This is a genomic window from Clostridium sp. OM05-6BH (assembly GCF_003481635.1).
Lineage (GTDB): Bacteria > Bacillota > Clostridia > Lachnospirales > Lachnospiraceae > Butyribacter.
On record NZ_QULH01000025.1, the window covers coordinates 1 to 26,826 of the forward strand.

The 26,826-nt window shown below is 41.8% G+C and carries 24 protein-coding genes; 23 read left to right on the forward strand and 1 reads right to left on the reverse strand.

The window, feature by feature from the left end:
- Window positions 1–28: 28 nt before the first annotated feature.
- Entirely contained in the window at window positions 29–580 is a 552-nt protein-coding gene (locus DXB73_RS13030; protein WP_243104148.1) for a transposase, read from the reverse strand.
- Between the two features lie 256 nt (window positions 581–836).
- Between DXB73_RS13030 and DXB73_RS13035 the strand changes: the two genes are divergently transcribed.
- The 23 genes from DXB73_RS13035 to DXB73_RS13145 form a co-directional block, all read left to right on the forward strand.
- Window positions 837–4,250, forward strand: coding sequence for a leucine-rich repeat protein (locus DXB73_RS13035; RefSeq protein WP_118691410.1), 3,414 nt, complete (start codon window positions 837–839; stop codon window positions 4,248–4,250).
- A 133-nt stretch (window positions 4,251–4,383) separates the two neighbouring features.
- The gene (locus DXB73_RS14730) at window positions 4,384–4,836 is read left to right on the forward strand and encodes a DUF2752 domain-containing protein (protein ID WP_022024896.1); all 453 of its coding nucleotides are present in this window, start codon (window positions 4,384–4,386) and stop codon (window positions 4,834–4,836) included.
- A 111-nt stretch (window positions 4,837–4,947) separates the two neighbouring features.
- On the forward strand, window positions 4,948–5,418 hold the full coding sequence (locus tag DXB73_RS13045; protein ID WP_118691411.1) for a hypothetical protein: 471 nt from the start codon (window positions 4,948–4,950) through the stop codon (window positions 5,416–5,418).
- A gap of 466 nt (window positions 5,419–5,884) precedes the next feature.
- Window positions 5,885–7,264, forward strand: a complete 1,380-nt coding sequence (locus DXB73_RS13055; RefSeq protein WP_118691413.1) for an ABC transporter substrate-binding protein — start codon at window positions 5,885–5,887, stop codon at window positions 7,262–7,264.
- 96 nt (window positions 7,265–7,360) lie between these two features.
- On the forward strand, window positions 7,361–8,275 hold the full coding sequence (locus DXB73_RS13060; protein ID WP_118506437.1) for a sugar ABC transporter permease: 915 nt from the start codon (window positions 7,361–7,363) through the stop codon (window positions 8,273–8,275).
- A 3-nt stretch (window positions 8,276–8,278) separates the two neighbouring features.
- On the forward strand, window positions 8,279–9,133 hold the full coding sequence (locus DXB73_RS13065; protein ID WP_118691414.1) for a carbohydrate ABC transporter permease: 855 nt from the start codon (window positions 8,279–8,281) through the stop codon (window positions 9,131–9,133).
- A 301-nt stretch (window positions 9,134–9,434) separates the two neighbouring features.
- Window positions 9,435–11,609: a PTS transporter subunit IIABC gene (locus DXB73_RS13070; RefSeq protein WP_118691415.1), complete on the forward strand. Its 2,175-nt coding sequence runs from the start codon at window positions 9,435–9,437 to the stop codon at window positions 11,607–11,609.
- 2 nt (window positions 11,610–11,611) lie between these two features.
- Window positions 11,612–12,448, forward strand: coding sequence for a PRD domain-containing protein (locus DXB73_RS13075; RefSeq protein ID WP_118691416.1), 837 nt, complete (start codon window positions 11,612–11,614; stop codon window positions 12,446–12,448).
- Window positions 12,449–12,589: 141 nt separating this feature from the next.
- The gene (locus DXB73_RS13080) at window positions 12,590–12,847 is read left to right on the forward strand and encodes an HPr family phosphocarrier protein (protein WP_118691417.1); all 258 of its coding nucleotides are present in this window, start codon (window positions 12,590–12,592) and stop codon (window positions 12,845–12,847) included.
- Between the two features lie 27 nt (window positions 12,848–12,874).
- On the forward strand, window positions 12,875–14,503 hold the full coding sequence (ptsP, locus tag DXB73_RS13085) for a phosphoenolpyruvate--protein phosphotransferase (RefSeq protein WP_118691418.1): 1,629 nt from the start codon (window positions 12,875–12,877) through the stop codon (window positions 14,501–14,503).
- Window positions 14,504–14,685: 182 nt separating this feature from the next.
- Window positions 14,686–15,105, forward strand: a complete 420-nt coding sequence (locus DXB73_RS13090; protein WP_118691419.1) for a 6-carboxytetrahydropterin synthase — start codon at window positions 14,686–14,688, stop codon at window positions 15,103–15,105.
- A complete protein-coding gene (locus DXB73_RS15100; protein WP_279221311.1) occupies window positions 15,098–15,232 on the forward strand; it encodes a hypothetical protein in 135 nt (44 codons plus the stop codon). The genes DXB73_RS13090 and DXB73_RS15100 overlap by 8 nt, the downstream gene beginning before the upstream one ends.
- Window positions 15,233–15,298: 66 nt before the next feature.
- The gene (gene queE / locus DXB73_RS13095) at window positions 15,299–15,967 is read left to right on the forward strand and encodes a putative 7-carboxy-7-deazaguanine synthase QueE (RefSeq protein ID WP_118691420.1); all 669 of its coding nucleotides are present in this window, start codon (window positions 15,299–15,301) and stop codon (window positions 15,965–15,967) included.
- 17 nt (window positions 15,968–15,984) lie between these two features.
- The gene (gene folE / locus DXB73_RS13100) at window positions 15,985–16,563 is read left to right on the forward strand and encodes a GTP cyclohydrolase I FolE (RefSeq protein ID WP_022024888.1); all 579 of its coding nucleotides are present in this window, start codon (window positions 15,985–15,987) and stop codon (window positions 16,561–16,563) included.
- Between the two features lie 75 nt (window positions 16,564–16,638).
- Window positions 16,639–17,322, forward strand: coding sequence for a 7-cyano-7-deazaguanine synthase QueC (queC, locus tag DXB73_RS13105; protein ID WP_118691421.1), 684 nt, complete (start codon window positions 16,639–16,641; stop codon window positions 17,320–17,322).
- Window positions 17,323–17,401: 79 nt separating this feature from the next.
- Complete coding sequence (queF, locus tag DXB73_RS13110; protein ID WP_022024886.1) at window positions 17,402–17,887, forward strand: preQ(1) synthase; 486 nt, start codon at window positions 17,402–17,404, stop codon at window positions 17,885–17,887.
- An 86-nt stretch (window positions 17,888–17,973) separates the two neighbouring features.
- Window positions 17,974–19,626, forward strand: coding sequence for a L,D-transpeptidase family protein (locus tag DXB73_RS13115; RefSeq protein WP_118691422.1), 1,653 nt, complete (start codon window positions 17,974–17,976; stop codon window positions 19,624–19,626).
- 191 nt (window positions 19,627–19,817) lie between these two features.
- Window positions 19,818–21,032 (forward strand): FAD-dependent thymidylate synthase, encoded by a 1,215-nt coding sequence (locus tag DXB73_RS13120; RefSeq protein ID WP_182448351.1) that lies wholly within the window; start codon window positions 19,818–19,820, stop codon window positions 21,030–21,032.
- A 22-nt stretch (window positions 21,033–21,054) separates the two neighbouring features.
- Window positions 21,055–21,771: a 2-C-methyl-D-erythritol 4-phosphate cytidylyltransferase gene (locus tag DXB73_RS13125; RefSeq protein WP_118691424.1), complete on the forward strand. Its 717-nt coding sequence runs from the start codon at window positions 21,055–21,057 to the stop codon at window positions 21,769–21,771.
- A complete protein-coding gene (locus DXB73_RS13130) occupies window positions 21,771–22,796 on the forward strand; it encodes a ribitol-5-phosphate dehydrogenase (RefSeq protein ID WP_118506446.1) in 1,026 nt (341 codons plus the stop codon). Before DXB73_RS13125 ends, DXB73_RS13130 begins: the two co-directional genes overlap by 1 nt.
- A 169-nt stretch (window positions 22,797–22,965) precedes the next feature.
- Window positions 22,966–24,453 carry a threonine synthase gene (thrC, locus tag DXB73_RS13135; RefSeq protein ID WP_118691425.1) on the forward strand — a complete coding sequence of 496 codons (1,488 nt, stop codon included), beginning with the start codon at window positions 22,966–22,968 and terminating at the stop codon, window positions 24,451–24,453.
- 319 nt (window positions 24,454–24,772) lie between these two features.
- Complete coding sequence (locus DXB73_RS13140; protein WP_118691426.1) at window positions 24,773–26,275, forward strand: class I SAM-dependent DNA methyltransferase; 1,503 nt, start codon at window positions 24,773–24,775, stop codon at window positions 26,273–26,275.
- A partial coding sequence (locus DXB73_RS13145) for a restriction endonuclease subunit S (RefSeq protein WP_182448514.1) occupies window positions 26,265–26,826 on the forward strand: 562 nt, incomplete at its 3' end. The genes DXB73_RS13140 and DXB73_RS13145, both read left to right, overlap by 11 nt.

Below are 26,826 nucleotides of genomic sequence, written 5' to 3' on the forward strand. Positions count from 1 at the left end.
TAAGAAATGTCGCTTTCAGTGTCTTAATTTATGAGGCCATTATAATTGCCATAAGATATGCATTTATCTGAGCTTCCGCATATTCGATTTTTTTATCTAAACCGCTTTGCGTAATACAATTATGCTTGCTGTTTTGAGCACGGATCTTAGTTCCATCAATAACAATCAGTTCTCCATCAATGAGCCCCCAACCTTTGAGAATAAGAGTAAGATTTCGTAATGTATTGTGAAACGCAGTCTTATTCTTCTGAACAAAACCTGCAATAGTACCATGATCAGGTGTTATGCAGTTTACCAGCCACATTAATTCCAGGTTGCGTTTTGCTTCTGTCTCCAATGCTCTGCTAGAACGAATCTTATTTAAATAGCCATAGATATGAAGTTTTAATAAATCAGATCGGCGATAAGGTGATTGTCCTCGATTCCTACCACTATACTCTATAAAACCTAGATTTTCTAAATTTAAGGATTCTACATAAGAATCTATTACTCGGACAGAATTATCCTTACTTATTAAGTCATCTAATGAAGTGGTTACCATTCTTGTTTGATATCTATCTGCGCCAACAATATATGCCATAACGAATCCCCCTACGATACTGTATTTGGTAGTTCTATTATAACATTTTTCTTAATCGTTAGACAGTCTGACGTACGGTGGTGTGGGAGGTCGGTAGATAAGATAATTATCTACCTCCTACCCGATTGATAGGAAAATGCATCAAAATGTTCATATCACTGGGATTTAACAATTATTTTAGATTGCCGGATCTTTGCAGCTTTACTTATAATACAACCAGCAACATAATTTTTGCGTAGGTAAAAAGGAGGAGAATATGGTGAGAAAATTACTGAAACGTGCGGGAGTATGTTTACTCAGCCTTTCCATGGTCTTGACGGGGAATGTCGGGATCAGCGGGGCAAGTACATCTTCCCGGAAAGGGGTAGCAGTGGAAACAAAAACGGGAAGCATTGTGATTGATGGCAATGATATCAAGGCAGACAATGTGAATGGACTTACGTATAAGGGATTTGGTATGCTTAGTGCCAATTCTACAAGTGATCTGTTGATGGATTACAAATCACAGAATCCGGAGGCATATGCAAAATTAATGCAGTATTTATTCGGAGGCGAGTACCCGATTTTTACACATGTGAAATTGGAAATGGGTAATGATCGTAACAACTCGACCGGATCAGAGAGTGCAACCAAGAGAACAAAGGGCGAGAAAGCCAATGTGCTTCGTAATCCTGGCTGGCAGCTGGCAGCAGATGCTAAGAAGATCAATCCGAATTTGAAGGTCAGTATTCTGACTTGGCGTACACCCTCTTGGGTGAAAACAGATGAAGATAAGTATATCTGGTACAAACAGAGTATTTTGGATGCTTATGAGAAATATGGCTATATGGTAGACTACATTAATCCAAATACGAACGAAGTATGGGGCGGCGCAGGCGATGTTGCCTACACTAAGAAATTTGCCAAGTGGATCGCGGCGGAAAGCACTAAGACGATCGCGGATGAGAAAGCACTTGCTTTATTCAAAAAGATTAAGCTTGTTGTATCCGACGAGGCAAATGTTGTCAGCAGCGATGTTGCCAACAAGTTAAAGGATGACAAAGAGTTTATGAATGCAGTGGATGTTGTCGGATACCATTATAAGACAGCGGATGATGAAAATAATGCGATGAAGTGGCTGGCAGAGGAAGTGGACAAGGAAGTATGGAACAGCGAGGAGCAGGCAACGTTCTCAAATTCAGCGTTCCGTCCATCTACGACAGATAAAGCGCCGACGGTAGAGGGTACTGGTATCGGTGGCTCCGGCAGTGCATTGGAAATGGGCAATACTGTGATCAAGAGCTTTGTCGAGTCACGTCGAGGTCATGTGATCTATCAGCCTGTGATCGGTTCTTATTATGAAGGCGCACAGTACTCCTTTAAGGAGTTAGTAAGTGCCAGAGATCCTTGGTCAGGATGGATGCATTATGATGCCGGATTGTTGATTTTGGCACATATCAGCAAGTTTGCAGTGACCGGCTGGGAAAATGAAACAAATACTGCCGGCATTTGGCGTGGTGTTGCATCGGCCAGCAAGGCATCTGCTGTACAAGGAACAACCAGCAATGCAGTTGACGGCCGTGGCGGTGGAGAAAACTATATGACTCTGGCAGCACCGACGAAAGATAATTTTTCAACGGTGATTGTTAATGACAGTGAGTATCCAATGACTTATACGCTGCAGACGAAGAATATGAAGTTAAAAGCCGACCGGAAGTTAGAACTTTGGGAGACGAGAGCAGCAGACGAGGGTGCATTTAATGAAAATTATATGAAATGTATTCAGGAATTATCTGCGGACAGCAATGGTGTATATTCCTTTGCGGTAAAACCAAATTCTGCAGTTACGGTTACCTCTTTAGATGTTTCAGACAGCAAAGAACATACAGAGGCAATGCCGGTAGAGGGTGAGCGTACCGTACTTGACACAGATGCAACCGGAGACGTTCAGAACACAGAGGACGGCTATCTGTATGCGGATGATTTTGAGTATACCGGCAAGACCGTTCCTGTTCTTGATGGCAAAGGCGGCTTTACTGGAGAGAAGGAGGATTACATTGCATCACGTGGTGGAGAAAAAGGCGCGATGGCACGCTATACCCATACGTTGAATGGTGCTTTTGAGGTATATAAGAGTGGAACCGGCAATCATGTGCTTCGACAGCAGTTAGATAAGAAATCAACGGGTGTCGGAAGTGCTTGGAATAGTGGAGATCCTGTCACGTTAGTGGGAGATTACCGCTGGACGAACTATACGGCAGCTATTGATGTTTTATTTGAGCGTGCAGCAGATAAGCAGTATGCGCAGATTGGTATCAGACAGACCGGAAGAACACACAATCTTTCGAACAATGCAGGATATTCTTTGAAAGTCAATGATGATGGAAGCTGGATACTGTATCGTGCGAAAATGGGTTCTACATCTTCTAAGGGTACAGAGCTTGCGTCCGGTTCGGTAGATGCAAGTCAGGTAACACCGGGGACTTGGTTCCAGCTCAAACTCCGTGGCGAGGGTAATGTGATCAAAGCATATATCAACGATACTTTAGTCGCAACATATGAGGACAGCAATCCGATCACTTCAGGACGTGTTGCGATCGGCTGCGGTAATTCCTATACAAGATTTGACAATCTGGCAGTAACGAAGATCAAAGGATATGCGCCATATTACAGAGAATATATTGACAATATGGAAACCTATGATCTGACACCACAGAAAAATGCAAAATTGGTATATAACAACAAGTGGTCTCGTACTTGTGCAAATCAGGGAATGTTTGTATATCAGAGAAGTGTTTCCAATAGTACGGGCACAGGCGCATCCATTACGTATACCTTTAACGGAACCGGTTTGGAAGTGTTAGGATACAATAAATCCACAGGAGGAATCGTGAATGTGATGGTAGATGGACAGTCCTACAAGAAAGGTGACGCATTGTGGAATGCAGATAATATGTGTACTGCATATCAGGTGAGTGGACTGGAAGATGGTGAACATACTGTAACGATCGAGGTTGCAAGCGGCAGTCTTGCCGTGGATGCAATTGCAGTGATCGGCTCCATTTACAATAGTGATGAGATTAATGTGACTCCAAAGAAAGGTACAGAAACTGGCCTGCCGGAAGAAGAACTTCCAAAAGATCTGACAGAGGATGTGGTACCGGATATCAGCACTCCGTCACCAAGTCCTGCAGCACCGACAACCGCCCCGACAACGACACCGCAGCCAATCAAAACACCGTCTGTCCGCAAAGGATATTCTTTCAAGGTAAAGGGAGCATCTTATGTTGTGACAGATGCATCCAAGAAGACGGTCAGCTACCGCAAGGCAGCCAATAAAAAGATCAAATCTGCAGCAATACCGGCGACGGTAAAAGTAAAAGCGAATGGCGTCGTATATTCCTTCCGCGTTACGGATATTTCTGCAAAGGCATTTGCCGGATGCACCAAATTAAAGAAAGTAATCATTGGCAAGAATGTTGTTTCCATCGGAAAGAAGGCATTTTCCAAGGCTAAGGCACTCAAAAAGATAACGATCAAGACAACCACATTGAAAAAAGTGGGCAAAAATGCGATCAAGGGCATTTACAAAAAAGCGAAGATATCCTGTGGCAAGAAAAAGCTGAAAGCATACAAGAAGCTGTTCAATGCCAAGACCGGATATAAGAAATCGATGAAACTGACCAAATAATTTATGCAGTAAATTGACCAAAGAAAACGGGAGCTGTGTCGTCCATGTTTGACGAACAGCCCTGTTTTTTGGTATAATCATTCAAATAGACAGATTTGACGAAATACACGAAAGAGGGAAAGGAGCAGATCCTATGTTAGAATCAGTATGGGAACGGCTGCGGGCGTTTGGCTGTAAGCAGACGGAGCATATTTTGTACTGGATCAGCATATGGTGTGTTCTTGGTGTGGGGCTTGTATATATTGCAGCATTTTATATTGCGCATGTAACCGGTAACGACCGGTTATTGCAATGCAAAATGAAGCTGTATTTTGGAATCCCCTGCCCGGGCTGTGGTGGAACAAGAGCAATATGGTCTCTGTTACATGGAAGAGTACTGCAGGCAGTATATTACAATGCATTTGCGGTATATGGTGCAGTATGGTATCTATTGTTTTTTATCAGTCAGACTGTGCAGCGTGTGGCGGCTCGTTTTGACAGGCAGATCAATGGAATGAAATTCCGGGATGCAGCATTATATATCGCCATCGTGGTGCTGATCGTGCAATATTTGTTAAAGCTGTTTGTTCCGGGCTATCGAATATAGCTTTGAAATGCAATGTAGAGACAGGATGCTTAGGCTTATGGACTTCTATTAGCAGGGCGTTATGTCATACAATGTAGAGGTAGTACATATACAAAGTTGAGGAGGATTACAATGGATAACAATCAAAATGAAAATCAGGGTTTCCAAAATGGCAATGCAGGAAATGACTCACAGGGGTGGACGAACGCCAATAATGGCAGTTATCAGAATGGTGGCTATCAGAATGGCGGCTATCAAAATAACAGCTACCAGAACAATGGATATAATGGCCAGCCACAGTATAATTATCAGGGAAATAATTCGCCGGGAAGAGGATATTCCATTGCGTGTCTGATATTAGGTATTTGTGGTATCGTATTTTGCTTTTGCTATGGCATTGTTGGAGTTATCTGCAGTATTGTTGCATTAGTGCTTCATGGTAAGGCAGTAGAGTTAGATGGATTTGAGAGCAGCTACGCTAAGGCTGGTAAGATCTGTGCGATCATCGGAATTGTGATCGGTGTTATTTATCTTATCCTGACCATTCTTGCTGTTGTATTCAGCATGTCAGTTGGCGGATTATCAACAATACTTCGCGCATAAGGAATCTTTAAGTAAAGAAATTTTGAATTATGTAAGAGAGTACCAAAGACAATTGTTGGACGGTACTCTCTTTTTGTTTTGATCGGAGAGTAAGATGTGAACAGTTTTTGAATTATGAAATCTGAATAAAAAAGATTGTTCGAAATTTGATGAATTTATACAATAAATGGGTGCATAATACCAGCAAAATCGGTATTTTGCGGAGATTCGTTAAATGTCAGATATTAGCAGATTTTTGTGTGTTTTGTATGTTTTTCACAAAAATTCACAAAAAATTCAAAAAAATACTTGTAAATTTGTTCATGTTGTTATATAATCATCTTACGAAAACGATTTAGTAAAACGATTTCGTAAACGCAACTTGAAAATGTTCATAAAATTATGAACAGCATATTGATATTTCTACTGCAGTTCATTGCAGTAAAAATATAGAAGCAAACAATTTCTTATTAGAGGAGGTTTTTTTATGAGAAAGAAACTTTTAAGCGTGCTGTTATGTACAGCAATGGCAGCAACCATGCTGACTGGTTGCGGCGGCAGTGACACTAAGAAGGATTCATCAAAAGAAGCTAAAAAAGTTACAGTTTCTGACGGTGGAAAAGTTCTTAACATCCGTGTATGGAACGAGGAGTTCAAGAGCCGTATGACAGATCACTATCCAGGATATAAGAAGGTTAGTGATACAGAAGGTAAGATTGGCGACGTTACAGTTAAGTGGACAATCACACCATCTGATGATAATGCATATCAGAACGCATTGGATGAAGCTCTTAAGAAGCAGGATTCCGCAGCAGCTGATGACAAGATCGATCTTTTCCTTGTTGAGGCAGATTACGCATTGAAGTATGTAGATACAGATTACACACTGGATGTTGTAAATGATCTTGGCGTATCCAAAGATGCACTTGCTAACCAGTACAAGTACACACAGGATATCGTAACAGATTCTAAAGGAGCGTTAAAGGGTGCTTCCTGGCAGGCTTGCCCGGCAGGTATGATCTACAGACGCGACATTGCTAAGAAAGTATTCAAGACAGATGATCCTGAGAAGATTCAGGAGCTGTTCAAAGATTGGGATTCTTTCAAGGCAGCATCTAAGAAGTTAAAAGACGCTGGATACCTTACAACAGCATCTGTAAACGATACATATCGTGTATTCTCTAACAACGTAACATCTAAGTGGGTAGAGAATAAGAAGATTAACGTAGATGAGAACATCAAGGCATGGGTAGATATGTCTAAGGAAATGGTAGACAACGGCGAGACTACAACACATGAGTTGTGGGGATCTGACTGGAGCGAAGGCTTCATGAAGAGCAGTAACGTATTCGCTTACTTTGGACCAGCTTGGTTCATCGACTTCTCCATGGGTTACAAAGATGGTGTAGCACTTGATGGTTCTGTAGTTAAAGATGGTGGCTGGGCACTTACAACTGGTCCTCAGAGTTTCTACTGGGGCGGTACTTGGATCTGTGGTGCTAATGGCACAGACAACAAGAGCCTTGTAAAAGACATCATCGAGAAGATGACAACAGACGAGAGCGTATTGAAAGACATTGTTAGCAAAGACAATGACTACGCTAACAACAGCAAGTTGATGGATTCCTTAAAGGATGACAAGAGCTTCGGTGATAAGGCACTCGGTGGACAGAATCCAGTTCCGATCTTCTCCGCAGGTGTTGGCAACATCGACATGAGCAATATATCTTCATATGATCAGACATGTGCTGAGGAGTTCCAGGCAGCAATGAAGGATTACTTCGATGGCAATACAAAAGATTATGATACTGCATTGCAGACATTCATCGACAAAGTTAAGACAAAACATCCTGAGCTTGTGGGATAATTGTTACAAACATTGTTAAGTAAACTGGTTTAGGAATGTGCCTGCTTACGTTTGTAGGCAGGCACTTTTTTTGAAAATAAGGGGAGGGTAACACTTATGAGTAAACCCAAAAAAGGAAGAGTGGAAAAGCATAATAAGTGGGGCTACATTTTTTTGATCCCGTTTATTCTTACATATGTTATTTTCCAGTTAATCCCACTTATCAGCACGATTTATAATAGTTTTTTCGAAAATTATAGCATGGGCTTAATACAGGTGGGACCAAATTATATTGGCTTAGAAAACTATGCTTCGCTTTTTGAAAGCGGCAAGTTATTGATTTATTTGAAAAACACAATGATAATGTGGGTGTTGGGATTTGTACCACAGATCTTATTATCACTTCTGCTTGGTGCATGGTTCTCAGACACACGATTAAAATTGAAAGCATCCGGTTTTTTCAAAACCGTTATTTATTTACCAAACTTGATCATGGCGTCAGCGTTTGCAATGTTATTCTTCGCATTGTTCTCTGACAATGGCCCGGTAAATGCAATTTTATTACACGCCGGTCTGATCAAAGAGAAGTATTCTTTCCTTTCTCATGCAGGAAGTGCAAGAGGATTGGTTGGATTTATGAACTTTTTGATGTGGTTTGGTAATACCACGATTCTGTTAATGGCAGGTATGATGGGTATAGACCCGGCATTGTTTGAGGCTGCCGAAGTTGATGGTGCGACATCGACACAGGTATTTTTCCGAATCACGATGCCGTTGTTGCGTCCAATCTTAGTATACGTTTTGATCACATCTTTGATCGGTGGTTTACAGATGTTCGATGTACCACAGATCTTGACAAACGGTACCGGTGGACCGACAGATACAACGATGACATTGATCATGTATTTGAACAAACAGCTATACAGTAAGAACTACGGTATGGGTGGTGCGTTATCCGTTCTGCTCTTCATCGTAACGGGTATATTGAGTTTGATCGTGTTCAAAGCATTTGCACAGAAAAAGGAGGCATAATTCATGGATGAAAGAAAAAGTTCAGGAATAGGAATACATGCCAGAAGGGTTCTTGCATATATTGTTTTGATATTCATTTCGATATTGTGCCTGTTTTGGTTTTATGTATTGTTTGTTAACGCAACAAGATCACATGCGCAGATTCAGTTAGGATTCTCTGCTTTACCGAGTGGAGAGTTTATGAACAACTGGGTACATTTGATGCACAGTTCACAGCCGGTTTGGAATGGCTTGTTTAACAGTGTTATTGTCGCTGCTTTCAGTGCCGTTCTGACAACATACTTTTCTTGTATGACGGCATATGCAATTCATGTATACAATTTCAAGTTGAAGAATGTTATGTTTACATTCATCTTGATGATCATGATGATTCCTACACAGGTAACTGCACTTGGTTTTTACCGCTTAATGATGGATTGGAATTTGATGGATTCCTTTATTCCATTGATTGTTCCAGCCATAGCAGCACCGGTAGTATTCTTCTATATGAAACAGTACATGGATTCTTCACTTCCATTGGAGATCGTAGAAGCATCTCGAATCGATGGTGCGGGCGAGTTTAAGACATTCAATATGATGATTCTTCCGATTATGAAACCTGCGATTGCGGTTCAGGCAATCTTCGCATTTGTTCAGAGCTGGAACAATTACTTCATTCCATCATTGCTCTTGACAGAAAATAAGAAGAAGACATTGCCTATCTTGATCGCGCAGTTACGTAGTGCGGATTTCCTGAAGAAGGATATGGGTCAGGTGTATATGATGATTGCATTCTCGATTTTCCCGGTAATCGTTGTATATCTGCTCCTTTCTAAACATATCGTACAGGGTGTGGCACTTGGTAGTGTGAAAGGGTAGAAAGTTTGTAAATACAATTCTTAAAGTGAAGGTTGAACAATACATAGCCAAAATGTGGATTATAGTATTGACGAATTGAAAAAATCATGGTATATATATTATATAAATAGTGTGTTACTTGATTTGAATGAAATTGAGGCATTAACTATACATAAATCACAGGTAATTTATGTTAGTTGATGCCTTTTTCTTTTGCATATTATATAGTTAGCCGCGGATACTATCGGTGAGTGTGTACTTGCTGTTATGCGAGAGAGATATGCCAAACTGCATAAATACAGGAAGAAAGGATGGATGAAAGATGAAAGACAAAATTTTTGAAGTGCTGCAGCGAATTGGAAGAAGTTTTATGCTCCCAATCGCGATCTTACCGGTTGCCGGTCTGCTTCTTGGATTGGGTAGTTCGTTTACGAACGAGACAACGATTGCAACGTATCATTTAGGTGGAATTTTGGGGAATGGAACAATATTGCATGCGCTGCTTGTAATTATGAACAAGGTCGGAAGTGCCGTGTTTGATAACCTGCCATTGTTATTTGCTGTGGGTGTCGCAATCGGAATGGCAAAAAAAGAAAAAGAAGTGGCAGCGTTATCTGCGGTGATCGCATTTTTCGTTATGAATATTTCGATCAATGCTATGCTGAATATTAATGGCAAGATCCTGGAAGATGGGTCCATTGCGAAAAATGTGTTAGAGGGAACCATAGCCTCTGTCTGTGGAATTAATACATTGCAGATGGGTGTATTTGGTGGTATTATCGTTGGTCTTGGTGTAGCTGCATTACACAATCGCTTTCATAAGATCATATTGCCGAATGCGTTATCATTCTTTGCGGGATCAAGATTTGTTCCGATCATTTCCACTATAACGTATATGTTTGTTGGTATTATTTTGTATTATATATGGCCGGTTGTGCAAAATGGAATTTATGCACTTGGTGGATTGGTGACAGGAAGCGGGTATATGGGAACGCTGATCTTTGGCGTTGTCAAAAGGGCATTGATACCATTTGGATTGCATCATGTGTTTTATATGCCATTTTGGCAGACTGCTGTTGGCGGAACCGCTGATGTGGCCGGACACATGATTCAGGGTGGACAAAATATTTTCTTCGCTCAGCTTGCAGATTCTGCACATATTTCACACTTTAGTGCAGATGCAACAAGATATTTTTCGGGTGAATTTATTTTCATGATCTTTGGTCTGCCAGGCGCAGCTCTTGCAATGTATCGCACGGCGAAACCGGAGAAAAAGAAGCAGGTGGGAGGCTTACTATTTTCAGCGGCCCTCACATCTATGTTGACCGGTATTACTGAACCGATCGAATTTTCATTTTTGTTTGTTGCACCGATTTTGTTTGCAGCGCAAGTTGTATTGGCCGGTGCTGCATATATGATCGCTCATATATTAAATATCGCTGTGGGACTTACTTTCTCGGGTGGATTTTTGGATCTGTTCCTGTTTGGTATTTTACAGGGAAATGATAAGACAAGCTGGCTTCGTATCATTCCGGTAGGAATCATTTATTTTATTCTTTATTATGTGATTTTTACTTTCTTGATCAAAAAATTGAATTTAAAAACGCCTGGTCGAGAGGATGATACACAGGAAGTGAAATTATATACGAAGGCAGATGTTAATGCTAAACGTTCCGCAAAGGGGGATGATGGAAATATATCATCGGAGGATACACTTAGTGAAATGATCACGAGAGGTCTTGGCGGTAAGAATAACATTGAAAGTGTTGACTGCTGTGCGACCCGCCTTCGCTGTACTGTTGCAAGTGCAGATTTGGTTGATGATGTTCTGCTTAAATCGACAGGAGCCAGCGGAGTGATCCATAAAGGAAATGGAGTCCAGATCATATATGGACCAAATGTTACCGTGATCAAGTCAAATTTGGAAGAGTATCTTGAAACAGCACCGGATATTATATATACTAATGATAATGAGAGTTGTTCAGAGCCAGATGATGCCACGCAGAGTCAGGAAATTAAAGGAAGTGTAGTAAAAACCGTTATTGTATCCAGTCCGATCACAGGTGTTGCAGCAGATCTGTCTACGGCACCGGATGAAGCCTTTGCGGATCGGATGATGGGTGATGGTGCGGTTGTAACCCCAACGGATGCGATCGTTAAGGCACCGGAAGATGGAGAGGTTGCGTTTGTGTTTGATACCAAGCATGCGATTGGATTTACGACAGATTCCGGTTTGAGCTTATTGATACACGTTGGTATAGACACAGTAAAATTGGATGGTAAAGGATTTGAAGTGTTTGTCGAGAATGGTCAGCAGGTAAAGAAGGGTGATCCATTGATGAAACTGGATATTGATTATCTGCAAGAGCACGCACCGTCAATCGTATCTCCGGTACTGTGTACGGAACTAGAGGATAACCAAAAGGTACGTTTATTAAGGGAGGGAGAAATAAAATCAGGAGAGGAGTTATTCGCTGTTGATTTTTATGAGGAATAATTATGTATAGAGTGACAAAGGTGTTAAATCATAACGCTGTACTTGCGGTGGAACAGGGCAACAATGCACAATGTTTACTGCTTGGCAAAGGAATTGGATTTGGCAAAAAGATTAGCGAAACGATCGATTCCGCAATGGGAGCCAGCGTGTATTATTTACAGGAATATAAAGATCGTGGTGGTGCTGATACTATCATTAAATCGATAGATCCAGAGATTTTGGAAATTGCCAATCAGGTACTTGATCAGGCTGAAAGTGTGTTTGGAACGATTGACCGAAGTATTCTTTTTCCGTTAGCAGATCATATTTATTATGCTGTAGAACGAATCAAAAAGAAGGAGCAGATCAGTAATCCGCTCACAGAGGATATTCGTTTACTGTTTCATATGGAGTATAAAGTTGCTGCTTGTATTATTCCGATATTACAAAAGAAATACCGTATTTCAATTGGTGAGGATGAAGTGGGATATATTGCATTGCATGTGCATTCAGCTATCGACAATGAAAACGTGTCAGATGCGATACAGATTGCACGTGCAGTGCGTGCCTGCGTCCAAATTGTGGAAGAAGCCATGGATAAAAAAATTGACGTTCTGTCATTGTCCTATAATCGATTGATGAATCATGTGCGGTATATGATTGTTCGTGCGATCAAGGGAGAGAAGCTCAAGATGAGTCTGAACGACTATATGAGTGTGAAATATCCGAGTGAGTTTAATATGGCAAAGACTATTTGTGATGAGATTGCTAAAATGGTCAACTGTACATTTGAAGATGCAGAAATCGGATATTTAGCGATGCATATATGTCGTGTGACTAGTGGTGAGTTGGATGTGTAGTATGAAGTAAAAATTTGATCGCAGAAAACAGGAGTATTATTTTCTTTAACAAAAATGGAAGTTGTTATTATAGGTTTATGCTTGGACACATGATACATATTTTGTTAAAAATGTGATTGTGTGTAGAAATGGAGAGGAAAGATGAAGTCATTTAGTTATGTTATTACAGATGCAGTAGGAATTCATGCAAGACCGGCAGGAATGCTTGTAAAAGAAGTTAAAAAATACGATGCGAAGATTACCATTAATAAGGCAGGGAAAAAAGTAGAAGCCGGTAAATTGATGGCAATCATGGCGCTTGGTGTAAAGTGTGGCGATGAAGTTGTTGTAGAGATTGAAGGCGGCGATGAGGAGGCAGCATTTCAGGGGATGCAGAAGTTTTTTGAAGAGACACTGTAGGTATGTTACGATAGAATGGAGGCTGTTATGAAAAAATATAATGGAAAATCGATCTTTAAGGGGATTGCGATTGGTGATATTTTATTCTATCAAAAGGAAAAGCAGCAGGTGAAACGCCAAAGAGTGGAGGATGTTGTCAAGGAAAAAGAGCGGTATCAGATGGCAAGTCAAAAAGCATCCGAACAATTGAAGCAGTTGTATGATAAAGCGTTGCAGGAAGTCGGCGAGGCAAATGCTGCTGTGTTTGAGGTGCATATGATGATGCTGGAAGATGATGATTATGTGTCCTCTATTGTTAACATGATCGAAACACAAGAGGTTAATGCGGAGTATGCGGTGGCTGTAACCGGTGATAATTTTGCAGAAATGTTTTCGCAAATGGATGATGAATATTTTAAGGCAAGAGCGGCTGACGTTAAGGATATTACCGAGCGTTTGATCAGCGTATTGAATGAGCAGGATGATAAGGGTACGCTGGGTGATGATCCGGTTATAGTTGTTGCTGATGATCTGGCACCGAGCGAAACGGTTCAAATGGACAAGGAAAAACTGTTAGCTTTTGTTACAAAATATGGATCTGCCAACTCACATACGGCGATTTTGGCTCGAACAATGAATATTCCGGCATTGATTGATGTTGATATACAACCGGAGTGGAATGGCAAGTTAGCGATTGTAGATGGCAAAGAAGGTCAGTTGATCATCGAACCTGATGAGGAAACATTGGCATTCTATCGCAGACAGCAGCAGGAAGAGCAAGAGGCCAGAGCTCTTTTGTCTGAACTCAAAGGACAAGAAGATATTACCTTAGATGGCAAAAGGATTAAGCTCTATGCTAATATTGCCGGGGTTGGAGATGTTGCAAATGTGCTTGCAAATGATGCAGCAGGTATTGGGTTGTTCCGCAGTGAATTCTTATATTTGGAGGCAGAGGATTATCCGGATGAAGAAACTCAGTTTTTGGCATATAAACGAGTTGCTGAAATGATGGCCGGTAAGAAAGTCGTTGTTCGTACGTTAGATATTGGTGCAGATAAGCAGGTTGATTATTTTAAGCTGGATAAGGAAGATAATCCGGCAATGGGATTTCGTGCTATCCGCATTTGTCTGGAACGTCCGGAAATCTTTCGAACACAGCTTCGTGCTTTGATACGGGCAAGTGCATATGGAGAGATTGCGATAATGTACCCGATGATCATTTCTGTGGAGGAAGTGTGTCGTATCCGAGAAATTGTAGATTCTGTCAAGAGGGAATTGGATGAACAGGGTATTTCTTATGGCAATTTTGAACAGGGTATCATGATTGAGACACCGGCAGCAGTGATGATGAGCGAAGAATTAGCTCAACATGTTGATTTTTTCAGTATCGGCACGAATGATTTGACACAGTATACTCTGGCGATTGATCGTCAGAATATGAAATTGGATTCGTTTTATGATTCCCATCATCCGGCAATACTTAAAATGATTCAGACAACAATTACGAATGGACATAAAGGTGGTTGTTGGGTTGGAATTTGTGGAGAGCTGGGAGCGGATACATCATTGACGGAAACATTTCTTAAAATGGGTGTTGACGAATTATCTGTTTCGCCTTCTTTTGTGTTACCGATCCGAAGAATAATTCGAAGCACAAACGTACTTGACGATAAATGAAAAATAGGATAATATAATTTATTGCCGTGGATAAATGTGATTTATGCATGGGTTCATACAGACAGTTCATTTGTACCATCCTGTCTATAAATAAAACTCGGACTGCATGGAACAGAGATTGTTTTTGGGCAGACCGTAGGTCTGCCTTTTTGTTTTGCTTTATAGGAAACTGGAGGGAATGCATGTATCAATTGACGACAGAACATAGTTTTGACTCGGCACATTTTCTTGCCGGATACGATGGAAAATGCGGTAATTTGCATGGACATCGTTGGAGAGTACTGCTGACGGTGCAGTCAGAGACGCTAAGAGAAGACCGGCAGCAAAAAGGTATGTGTGTTGATTTTGCAGAGTTAAAAAAAGATTTGCGGACGGAATTGGATGCGTTGGATCATGTGCTGATCATTGAACAGGGATCTTTGCGTGAGAGTACGATGAAAGCATTGCAGGAAGAAAAATTTCAGGTGGTTGAGATGCCGTTTCGCCCAACCGCCGAAAATTTTGCCAGATATTTTTATGAATTGTTTACATTGAAAGGTTATCCGGTGGCGAAAGTAGAAGTATATGAGACACCGAATAACAGTGCAGTTTACTTTGTTTAAAACGATGCGAGAGGTGACAGTGCAGTTTACTTTGTTTAAAACGATGCGAGAGGTGACAGTGCTGCTTGCTTTGTCTAAAGCGATGCGAGAGGTGGCAGTGCCGCCTGCTTTGTCTAAAACTATGTGAGAGATGGCATCGTGGAGAAGTTATGCATGACAGGCTGCAGGCCGGGAAAGGAATGTAAGAGTTAGTATGGCAGATTTTGAAGTGGTAGAAATCTTTGAAAGCATTAATGGGGAAGGACGATTTGCCGGAGAGTTATCTAATTTTGTGCGGCTAAAGGGATGTAACTTGCGCTGTACGTATTGTGATACAGCTTGGGCCTATGAAGCGGATGCACCGTGTACGGTGATGACGGAAGAGGAAATCTGTGAGCGCCTGCTGCAATCAGGGATCAGTCGGGTGACACTTACCGGTGGTGAACCGATGATTGCAAAAAATATTGATGTATTGTTAGAAAGGCTGTCTCGAGAAGAGAGTTTAGAGGTGGAGATCGAGACAAATGGCAGTGTTTCATTAACAGCGTTTCGTCAAATGAAGCGGCCACCGTCATTTACGATAGACTACAAATTGGCGGGAAGCGGCATGGAAACAAAGATGTGTATGGATAATTTTGCAGAGGTTGTAAAGCAGGATACGGTGAAGTTTGTTGTGTCCGGACGGAGTGATCTGGAAAGGGCCTATGAGGTGACGAGAGAGTATCATCTGGAGCAGCGCTGCATGGTAATATTAAGTCCGGTATTTGGCAGGATCGAACCGGCTGAAATGGTTGATTTTCTTCGTGAAAAACGATGGAATGGAGTACGGATTCAATTGCAGTTGCACAAGTTTATCTGGGATCCGGATAAACGTGGAGTTTAAGAAAGGAAGATGGCATTATGGCAATAGATACAGAAGCGATTAAGGTGCATGTTCGAGGTATATTGGAAGCATTGGGAGATGATCCGGATCGTGAAGGATTAAAAGAAACACCGGATCGTGTGGCCCGCATGTATGAAGAAGTGTTTGAGGGAATGAACTATACAAATCATGAGATTGCGCAAATGTTTAATAAAACATTTACCGATCGTATGGAATTTGGATCGGCTTCCAGAGATATGGTGATCGTTCGGGATATTGATATTTTTAGTTATTGTGAACACCATCTTGCTCTAATGTACGATATGAAAGTGACCGTTGCGTATATTCCAAAGGAAAAGGTGATCGGACTTAGCAAGATCGCACGTATTGCGGATATGGTGGCAAAACGCCTTCAGCTGCAGGAACGTATTGGTACGGATATTGCAGATATTATGCAGGAGATCTTGGAAAGTGAAGATGTGGCGGTTGTGATCGAGGGTACACATAGCTGCATGACAGCCAGGGGAATCAAAAAGAATGCAGCGACGACGAAGACCTTTACACTGCGTGGACAGTTTCAGGAAGATCAGAGCTTACAGATGAGACTTTTGTCATAGAGAAAGCAGTAGAAAATCAATAAAAGGCCTATAATAAAAACTTTAGGATTGACATGATAGGAAGGAAAGAGTGTTATGAGCAAAGCAATGGTTTTATTTAGTGGCGGCGTAGACAGTACAACCTGTCTGGGGCTTGCAATCGAAAAATATGGTAAAGAAAACGTGATCGCATTGTCGATCTCTTATGGACAGAAACATAAAAAAGAAGTGGAAGCAGCACGCAGCATTGCTGCATATTATGGAATAGAACTTCTGTCTTTAGATCTGCAAAAGATCTTTACGTACAGTGATTGTTCTTTATTAGAACAGTCTGATGCAGAAGTTCCCAAAGAAAGCTATGCGGAGCAATTAAAGGAAACTTCCGGCAAGCCGGTATCTACTTATGTCCCTTTCCGTAATGGTTTGTTTTTGGCGAGTGCAGCGAGCATTGCTCTGTCGAAAAACTGTGATGTGATCTATTATGGAGCGCATGCAGATGATGCGGCAGGTAACGCTTATCCGGATTGCAGCAGTGCCTTTAACGATGCAATGGGACAGGCAATTTATTTGGGAAGTGGCAATCAGGTACGTATCGAGGCTCCGTTTGTCAATTGGACTAAGGCTAAAGTGGTCGGAGAGGGACTTCGTTTGAAGGTGCCTTATGAACTTACGTGGAGTTGTTATGAGGGTGGTGACAAGCCTTGTGGTGTGTGTGGCACGTGTCGTGACCGCGCAGAAGCCTTTCGCGCCAATGGCATTTTGGATCCGGCACTGCACTAAAGGAGAGGCAGGAGAGCTTAGATCACGGTATTGATCGGTAAGGTGGCATAAGGATGCTGCAACAGAGGGAGGAAATGCAATGAGAGAACAGGAAAAGAGTATTACATTATTAGGAAACCAGGGGACGAAATATCCACAGGATTATGCACCGGAAGTTTTAGAAACATTTGTGAATAAGCATCCGGATAATGATTATTTTGTCAAATTTAATTGTCCGGAATTTACCAGTTTATGTCCGATCACAGGGCAGCCGGATTTTGCAACGATCACGATATCGTACGTGCCGGGAGAACGAATGGTAGAGAGTAAATCCTTAAAATTATATTTGTTTAGTTTTCGCAATCATGGTGACTTCCATGAAGACTGCGTCAATGTTATCATGAAAGATCTCATTAAATTAATGGATCCGAAGTATATTGAAGTATGGGGCAAGTTTACACCACGTGGAGGAATTTCTATCGATCCATATTGCAATTATGGACGCCCTGATACCAAATGGGAACAAATGGCAGAAAAAAGAATGTTGTGGCACGATATGTACCCGGAAAAAATTGACAATCGATAATTCTATCCTTTACAGAAAAGGTTTTGCGGTATATACTTATACAGCAAATATATTATGACAGAAGAAAGAAGAGAGTAGAAGAAAGTATGAAAGTAAAAGATTATTTCAAAGAGCATAAGTGGATCATTCCGGTGGCAATAGCAGCCGGCGTACTTATTATAACAGCGATCGTGATCGCAGTATATTCGAGCGGACACTTTGCCAGAGGAACAAAGGTCAATGGGATTGACGTTTCCGGTATGAGTGTGAAACAGCTTCAGAAGCGGATCGGAGAATATTCCATTAATGTCAAAGAACGCAAGATTGATGAGAAATCCAGAGATGAAAGTTTTTTTGAGGAAACGATCAAAGGAAGAGACATCGGATTGGCAGTCGGCGATGCGCAGCCATTATATGATATATTGAAAGACCAGGGATTCATAAAGTTTTTTGCCGGAGACAAGAAAGATTATGAGATCAGTCATACACTGTCATATGATAAGGATCTTCTTGCGAAGGAAGTGTCGGCCTTAAAGGGGGCATCTGCCACAGACGGTACGGAAGCGGTGAGCGCTTCGATTGCCGAGTATACAGAGGGAAAAGGTTATGAGATCGTTTCGGAGCAGCAAGGAGATATTTTGGATGAGCAGGCAACCTGCGAGGCGATTGAAAAGGCAGTTGCATCATTGAAGGAATCTGTTGATCTAAGCAGGGAAAAAGCATATAAAAAGCCGGAGTTCACCAGCGAAAGTGATGTCTTAAAAGATGCTGTAGAAACATTAAATCGTTATGTTAGTACAGAGATTACATACAAATTTGGTGATGATACTGTTGTATTAGATGGTACGCGTATCAATAAGTGGATCAAGATCAAAAAGGACAACACAGTAAAGCTTCGTCGCAATAAGGTGGAGAAGTTTGTACAGGAACTTCATCGTAAATATGATACCGTATTTACCAATCGTAAGTTTAAGACTGCGTACGGTGATACAGTTACTGTATACGGTGGAGATTATGGCTGGTGGATGAATACAGTCAAGGAAACAGATAAACTGGTTAAATTGATCCAAAAAGGTGCTGTCAAAGAGCGTACACCGGAATATCGTCAAACAGCGGTCAGCTACGGTGACAAAGACTACGGTGATACCTATGCAGAAGTGGATCTGAGTGGTCAGCACGTGTTTGTGGTCAAAGATGGAAAAGTTGTATTTGATACTGCGTGTGTAACGGGAAATGAATCGCAGGGACATGCAACGCCGGCAGGTACATATGGAATTACTTACAAGCAGCGCAATGCTACATTGCGTGGAGAAAATTATGAGACACCGGTAAGTTACTGGATGCCGTTTAATGGAGGCATTGGTTTTCATGATGCGTATTGGAGAAGTCGTTTTGGTGGCACTTTATACCGTACCGGCGGTTCTCATGGATGCGTAAACCTTCCGCCATCATCAGCCAAGAAGATTTACAGCTTGGTCGAGCAGGGAACTCCGGTTATCTGTTATCATCGCTCCGGAAGTTCCTCGAAGACAACGACAGATTCATCTTCTAAACCGTCAGTAACGAAAAAGCCGACAGTAACGAAAAAGCCGACAGCAACGAAGAAGCCAAAGCTGGCGAAGAAACCAAAGGCAAAAAAGAAACCAAAAGCAACGAAGAAACCAAAGGCAAAAAAGAAGCCAAAGCTGGCGAAGAAACCGACGACAACGAAACAACCGGAGACAACCAAAAAGCCGGAAACGTCGGAGGATGAAGAATAAAATAACGAAAGGGTCAATGATAGTGATCCTATATGATTGCGGTACAGTGATGTCTGTTGCGGTAAGAAAGCGAGGCATTATTGCACCGCAATTTGCTTTGTGTTATCATTATATATACCTGACTATATATGTACTCGACGATATATACACAATTTTGTGCATATAAAAGAAGATCGGAAAGGATAAAAAATATGGTTACAATAAATACAATTGGTGTTTCGAAGGAGATTGACGGTGAGTCCGGTGTGCAGTTGACGGATGAGCTGACATTTCTGAGTGGAAAGTATGCAGGTACCTGCTATGCTGCAGACGGCTACGAGACAATACGTACGCAAGAACCGCAAAAGGCGCTCAGACGTGCAGAAAATACGGCACAAAACGGTCATCATTCTGTGTTTCAGCATAGTATGGTAACAATGGAAATACAGTGCCCGAAGATTATTGCAATGCTGCTTAACTCTATCGGAGTATCAAATACATCCGAAAAGAGTGCCAGATATACAAAGATGAAGCCGCAAAGTGAAAAAGAGGCCATACTTTATGAAAAGTGGCATGAAATTTTGAAACAACAGATCGAAGCTTTGTATCCGGAGAAGTTTAGCGAGCGCGAGGCGGACAAACTTGCTTATGAGAATGCCAGATACATGTTGTCGGTCTTTTGCCCGACTTCGATGGTGTATTCGCTGCCGTTTCGCAATATCTTTTATGTGATGGACTGGGCGGAGCAGATGCGTGATCAGTTAAATGGACAGGCAGATGCATTCTCGAAGAGACTGGCAGAAGAACTCTCCGGGTTGGTAAAGTCCCTTGATGTAGTGATCGGTGGTAAGCGGATTTTTCATGATAATAAAAATGAATACTTTCGTTTCATGCCCGTGCAGGCGACCGGACAGCTGGATGATGATAATGTCGAGTACTTTGGAGATGTGTATACGGCAAAATTTTTGGCTTCTTTTGCACAGGTTGCACAGGAGCAGAGACATCGTACGCTCCGTGTAAAGATCAACTTTGCGGGAGATAAGCCTGGGGAATATGGTTATTATGTACCGGAATTACTGCAGGAACAGTCACTTCAAGAGGAATGGCTGCAGGATATTGCCGGAGTCGCAGAGCAGTTCCCGCAGGGAATGTTAGTTTCCGTAACAGAGCAGGGACTGTTTGAGGATTTTGCCTTGAAATGTAAAGAACGCATGTGTGGGAGAGCACAGCTGGAGATCATGCGGTTGACGGAAGAGCTGGTGGCACGTTTCGCGAAAAATAAGCAGAACCTGTCTTCTGCCAATCGGAGACGTTTGGAGGATCTGTTAGAAGATGATAAGCCTTGTGCCCGTTGTGGATACCGTGATTTTCAGTGTGTGGAAGGTTGTAAATGGGGGAAAGCAGGGGCACTGCTCAGACATATTTAGTAGAAAGGAATGAAGAGTTAAGATGGTATTTGGAGTGATATTAGCCGGAGGAATAGGCAGCCGCATGGGAAATGCAGAGAAGCCAAAACAGTATATCAAAATTGGAGATAAACCGATCATTATTCATACGATCGAGAAGTTTTATGTGCATGATGCCTTTGAAAAATTGATCGTTTTGTGTCCGAAGCAGTGGGTAGAACATACGAGAAATCTTGTTCGCCAGTATATGGGGGATACTGACCGGGTCGTTGTATTGGAAGGCGGAGAGACACGCAACGAAACGATCATGAATTCTATTCGTTATATCGAGGAAGGCTATGGTTTGGATGACGACACACTGCTTGTCACACATGATTCTGTGCGCCCGTTTTTAACACATCGCATCATCGAAGAAAATATTGAATATGGACAGAAGTATGATGCAGTGGATACCGTGATACCGGCAACGGATACGATCGTGGCCAGCGAAAATGGAGAGATTATCAGTGATGTACCGGACAGATCTAAGATGTATCAGGGACAGACGCCGCAGACGTTTAGTGCCAAGAAATTAAAAGACCTGTATTATTCGCTAAGTGATGAGGAGAAGGGAATCCTTACGGATGCTTCTAAGATATTTGTCATGAAGGGAGAAAAGGTGCATTTGGTACAGGGTGAGGTGTTCAATATTAAGATTACCTACCCATATGATCTGCGTGTGGCAGAATCATTGATCAGAAATGGGGAGATGGATAAGTAATGTTAAATGCGGTATACCGTCTCGTAGCACCGAGACGATTTGAAGTAGAGTTTGGTGAAGTGCCATTATTTGGACAGGAAGTGATCGTGCGTCCGACACATTTATCCATTTGTCATGCCGATCAGAGATATTATCAGGGAAGCAGACCGGCAGAAGTTCTCAAACAAAAGCTTCCGATGGCATTGATCCATGAGGGGATCGGCAAAGTAGTTCACGATCCGACCGGGCAGTTTTCCTACGGACAGACGGTGATCATGATCCCGAATACACCGACGGAACATGATGATATCATTGCCGAAAATTATTTGCGGTCCAGTAAATTCCGCGCAAGTGGGTTTGACGGATTTATGCAGGAGTATGTCAGCTTACAGCCGGACAGACTAGTTGTGCTTCCGGAGGGGATCGACCCGGTCGTGGCAGCGTTTACGGAGTTAGTATCCGTCAGCGTTCATGCACTGCAGCGATTTGATCGGATCGCACATGCACGTCGTAATATGATCGGTATCTGGGGGGATGGCAATTTAGGCTATATCACAGCGATTTTTTGTAAAGCTATGTTTCCGGATACGAAGCTTGCTGTTTTTGGAGTGGATAATGAAAAATTGGCTAACTTTGCCTTTGCAGATGCAACGTATCGCGTAACAGATATTCCGGAGGGGCTGCTTGTAGATCATGCGTTTGAGTGTGTTGGTGGTGCGGCATCGCAGAGTGCGATCGATCAGATCATAGATCATATTCAACCGGAGGGCACGATTGGTCTGCTTGGCGTATCGGAGTATCCTGTACCTATCAATACCCGGATGGTTTTAGAAAAAGGACTTCGATTGTATGGAAGCAGCAGAAGTGGCCGCAGTGATTTTGTAAAGACGGTGGAATTGTATCAAAGTCATCCGGAGATCGTAAATTATCTGGATGCTATCGTGGGTGCAAGAATAGAAGTGCGCAGCATGGCAGATATGGTTCGTGCTTTTGAGATGGATATTCATAAGAGCATGGGTAAAACGATCATGCATTGGATGCAGTGATCTATTGCAACAGGACAGATGTTGCCGCCCTGTCAAACAGGGGTTGAAAAATACATCAAAAACAAGTATGATAGTTTTGTTTTGGTGTAATATTTTGCAATATGTGGAATATAATGGTCAAGACATTGATCAACAGAAACGAACAGGATGAAAAGGAATGGAGGACGACATGAACGTAACATATCAGAGCACGAGAAGTGCGGCGACTAAGGTAACAGCATCTCAGGCAATCTTGAAGGGACTTGCAGATGACGGCGGATTATTTGTGCCGGATCAGATCCCACAGCTTGATGTATCTTTGGACCAGATTGCAAAGATGAGTTATCAGGAGACTGCCTATGAGGTTATGAAGTTGTTTTTGACGGATTTTACAGAGGACGAGCTTAAGTCCTGTATTAACCGTGCCTATGATGATAAATTTGATACCAAGGAGATCGCACCATTGGTAGAAAAAGCAGGTGCATACTATTTAGAGTTGTTCCATGGAGCAACAATTGCTTTTAAGGATATGGCGTTGTCAATTCTGCCACATTTGTTGACGACTTCTGCTAAGAAGAATCATATTACCAATGAGATCGTTATTTTAACGGCAACTTCCGGAGATACCGGTAAAGCAGCACTGGCAGGTTTTGCAGACGTAGAGGGAACAAGCATCATTGTATTTTATCCAAAGAACGGTGTCAGCAAGATCCAGGAACGCCAGATGGTGACACAGAAGGGTGCTAATACGAAAGTAGTTGGCATTACCGGTAACTTTGATGATGCGCAAAGCGGTGTTAAGGCAATGTTTAATAACAAAGAACTTGCGGCAGCAATGGATGCTAAGGGATATCAGTTTTCCTCTGCTAATTCCATCAATATTGGTCGTTTGGTGCCACAGGTAGTATATTACGTATATGCATATACAAGATTGCTTGGTGCGGGAACAGTAGCTGAGGGTGAGCCGGTGAATTTTGTGGTTCCAACCGGTAACTTCGGAAATATTTTAGCTGCATTTTATGCAAAGAACATGGGAATCCCGGTAGGAAAGTTAATCTGTGCTTCCAACGAGAACAAAGTATTGTACGATTTCTTTGATACCGGTGTTTATGATAGAAATCGTGAGTTTGTATTGACAAGTTCGCCATCTATGGACATTTTGATCTCCAGCAACTTAGAGCGTTTGATCTATCGCATTGCCGGAGAAGACGCTGCAAAGACGAAAGAAATGATGGATGCGCTTTCTGCTGATGGTAAGTATACGTTGACGGAAGAAATGAAGACACAGCTTGCTGATTTTGTTGGCGGATGGGCTTCTGAGGAGAAGACAGCAGCAGAGATCAAACGTGTGTATGATGCGACAGGATATGTTATGGATACACATACCGCGGTTGCATCCGCTGTATATAAAGAATACAAGGACCGCACCGGAGATGAGACCAAGACAGTGATCGCATCGACAGCAAGTCCATATAAGTTTGCAACAAGTGTTATGACAGCAATTGATGCGAAGTATGAGGGCATGGATGATTTTGCGCTGATCGACGAGCTCAGCAAAGTGTCAGGAGTGTCGATACCGCAGGCTGTAGAAGAGATTCGTTCTGCACCGGTTCTGCATGATACTGTATGCGAGACTGCAGATATGCAAAAGACCGTAGAAACGATACTTGGACTGTAAATGGGCAGATCAGACAGAATATCCGATGCGGTAAATAGCATAAACAAGATATCAAATATCGTAATCTGTTAGATGCTTAGCACAAAAATACAAAAAGATTGAATGAAAAAGTAAATTCCACATGTAAACCCAATGTGGAATTTGCTTTTTTAGTTAACGTGAAATGAAAGATTGTAAAAATATCTCCCCCTAAAAGAGTGGTTATATGGTATTATATGCAAGTATGGTGTTTGTAGATTATGAAGTTATGTAGAAAATTTAAGGATGAGATGGAATCCTTGGTTTCGGCGAAAATGACATGACAGGGAGGAAAGCAAAGATGGCGGATAGAAATACGGCTACGATTGGATTCGAAAAACAAATATGGGATGCGGCTTGTGTGCTTCGTGGCAATATGGATGCATCAGAATATAAGAATGTTGTCCTGGGGTTGATTTTCTTGAAATATATCTCAGATAGATTTGACGATAAATATCAGGAACTTGTTGAAGAAGGCGACGGATTTGAGGAAGATATTGATGAATATACTTCTGAAGGTATTTTCTTTGTGCCGGCAAACGCACGCTGGAGCGAGATTGCGACGAAAGCACATACACCGGAAATTGGTGCTGTTATCGACGATGCTATGCGTGCAATTGAAAAAGAAAATAAACGATTGAAAGATATTCTCCCTAAGAATTTTGCACGCCCGGAATTGGACAAACGAAGATTGGGAGATGTGGTAGATTTATTTACCAATATTCAAATGATCGAACACGGCAGTGAAAAGGATATCTTGGGTCGTACCTATGAGTATTGTCTTTCAATGTTTGCTGAACAAGAAGGCAAACGTGGCGGCGAATTCTTTACGCCATCTTGCGTAGTACGTACCTTGGTGGAAGTGTTGAAACCTTTCAAGGGAAGAGTATATGATCCTTGCTGTGGCTCAGGCGGTATGTTTGTTCAGTCTGCAAAATTTGTTGAGAACCATAGTGGTAACATCAGTAACATTTCTATCTACGGTCAGGACTCGAACCCTACTACATGGAAGATGGCACAGATGAACCTTGCTATTCGTGGAATTGAACCAGATCTCGGAGCTTATGCCGCAGATACATTTCTAGATGATCGCCATCCAACATTGCGAGCGGATTATATCATGGCGAATCCTCCGTTTAATCTTTCTGATTGGGGATTGGATAAACTAAAAGAAGATCAGCGCTGGAAATATGGAACACCTCCAGCAGGAAACGCCAACTTTGCATGGCTTCAGCATATGATTTTTCATCTTGCACCAGCTGGTCGTATTGGCATGGTATTGGCGAATGGTTCGCTTTCATCTCAATCAGGTGGAGAGGGCGAAATTCGTAAGAATATTATCAATGCCGATTTAGTTGAGTGCATTGTTGCAATGCCTACTCAGCTATTCTATACAACGCAGATTCCTGTTTCGCTTTGGTTTATCAATAAGCAGAAGAAACAACCGGAAAAGACTTTATTTATTGATGCTCGAAAAATGGGAACGATGGTGAGCCGTAAGCTTCGGGAGCTGACAGATGATGATATCAAGAAGATTTCAGATACCTATGAAGCTTTTGCTGATGGAACACTTGAAGATGTTAAGGGCTTTTGTGCTGTTGCCGACACTTCTGAAATCGAGAAACAAGATTATATCCTTACACCTGGCCGTTATGTGGGTATTGAAGAGCAGGAAGAGGACGATGAGCCATTTGATGAAAAGATGGATCGTTTGACATCGGAATTGTCGGAGATGTTTGTAAAGTCACATGAGTTGGAGGGAGAGATTAGGAAGAAATTGGGGGCGATTGGGTATGAGATTTAATATATGGAAAGATTGTCCGAAAGTTCCAATTACAGAATTGCTTTCTTTTATTGTTGATAATAGAGGGAAAACTGTTCCCACTGCGGATGATGGATGGAAGCTCATAGCAACAAATTGTGTTACAAACAATACGCTGTTTCCTGTGTATGAGAAAGTTAGATATCTTACGCAAGAAACCTATGAAACATGGTTTAGAGCACATCCTATGCCGGGAGATATTTTATTTGTTAACAAAGGGACGCCGGGAAGAGTTTGTTTGGTTCCTGATCCAGTGGATTTTTGCATTGCCCAGGATATGATTGCGTTACGAGCTGACGATGAAAAGATATATAATAAATATCTGTTTGCTGTTTTAAGAAGCCGGGAAATTCAGCAACAAATATATAATACAAATGTTGGAGATGTCATACCGCACTTTAAGAAACAGTTTATGGATCAGTTATTGATTCCAGTTCCAGACAGAAGGATTCAAGAGATTATTGGAAATCTATATTATGAATTGAGCTATAAAACTGAACTGAACAAGAAGATAAACAATAATTTAGAACAGC

Excerpts from the sequence above, each read along its gene's own strand:
- DXB73_RS13030 (WP_243104148.1), bottom strand. The coding sequence starts at position 580 with ATGGCATATATTGTTGGCGCAGATAGATATCAAACAAGAATGGTAACC.
- DXB73_RS13035 (WP_118691410.1), top strand. The coding sequence starts at position 837 with ATGGTGAGAAAATTACTGAAACGTGCGGGAGTATGTTTACTCAGCCTT.
- DXB73_RS14730 (WP_022024896.1), top strand. The coding sequence starts at position 4,384 with ATGTTAGAATCAGTATGGGAACGGCTGCGGGCGTTTGGCTGTAAGCAG.
- DXB73_RS13045 (WP_118691411.1), top strand. The coding sequence starts at position 4,948 with ATGGATAACAATCAAAATGAAAATCAGGGTTTCCAAAATGGCAATGCA.
- DXB73_RS13055 (WP_118691413.1), top strand. The coding sequence starts at position 5,885 with ATGAGAAAGAAACTTTTAAGCGTGCTGTTATGTACAGCAATGGCAGCA.
- DXB73_RS13060 (WP_118506437.1), top strand. The coding sequence starts at position 7,361 with ATGAGTAAACCCAAAAAAGGAAGAGTGGAAAAGCATAATAAGTGGGGC.
- DXB73_RS13065 (WP_118691414.1), top strand. The coding sequence starts at position 8,279 with ATGGATGAAAGAAAAAGTTCAGGAATAGGAATACATGCCAGAAGGGTT.
- DXB73_RS13070 (WP_118691415.1), top strand. The coding sequence starts at position 9,435 with ATGAAAGACAAAATTTTTGAAGTGCTGCAGCGAATTGGAAGAAGTTTT.
- DXB73_RS13075 (WP_118691416.1), top strand. The coding sequence starts at position 11,612 with ATGTATAGAGTGACAAAGGTGTTAAATCATAACGCTGTACTTGCGGTG.
- DXB73_RS13080 (WP_118691417.1), top strand. The coding sequence starts at position 12,590 with ATGAAGTCATTTAGTTATGTTATTACAGATGCAGTAGGAATTCATGCA.
- ptsP (WP_118691418.1), top strand. The coding sequence starts at position 12,875 with ATGAAAAAATATAATGGAAAATCGATCTTTAAGGGGATTGCGATTGGT.
- DXB73_RS13090 (WP_118691419.1), top strand. The coding sequence starts at position 14,686 with ATGTATCAATTGACGACAGAACATAGTTTTGACTCGGCACATTTTCTT.
- queE (WP_118691420.1), top strand. The coding sequence starts at position 15,299 with ATGGCAGATTTTGAAGTGGTAGAAATCTTTGAAAGCATTAATGGGGAA.
- folE (WP_022024888.1), top strand. The coding sequence starts at position 15,985 with ATGGCAATAGATACAGAAGCGATTAAGGTGCATGTTCGAGGTATATTG.
- queC (WP_118691421.1), top strand. The coding sequence starts at position 16,639 with ATGAGCAAAGCAATGGTTTTATTTAGTGGCGGCGTAGACAGTACAACC.
- queF (WP_022024886.1), top strand. The coding sequence starts at position 17,402 with ATGAGAGAACAGGAAAAGAGTATTACATTATTAGGAAACCAGGGGACG.
- DXB73_RS13115 (WP_118691422.1), top strand. The coding sequence starts at position 17,974 with ATGAAAGTAAAAGATTATTTCAAAGAGCATAAGTGGATCATTCCGGTG.
- DXB73_RS13120 (WP_182448351.1), top strand. The coding sequence starts at position 19,818 with ATGGTTACAATAAATACAATTGGTGTTTCGAAGGAGATTGACGGTGAG.
- DXB73_RS13125 (WP_118691424.1), top strand. The coding sequence starts at position 21,055 with ATGGTATTTGGAGTGATATTAGCCGGAGGAATAGGCAGCCGCATGGGA.
- DXB73_RS13130 (WP_118506446.1), top strand. The coding sequence starts at position 21,771 with ATGTTAAATGCGGTATACCGTCTCGTAGCACCGAGACGATTTGAAGTA.
- thrC (WP_118691425.1), top strand. The coding sequence starts at position 22,966 with ATGAACGTAACATATCAGAGCACGAGAAGTGCGGCGACTAAGGTAACA.
- DXB73_RS13140 (WP_118691426.1), top strand. The coding sequence starts at position 24,773 with ATGGCGGATAGAAATACGGCTACGATTGGATTCGAAAAACAAATATGG.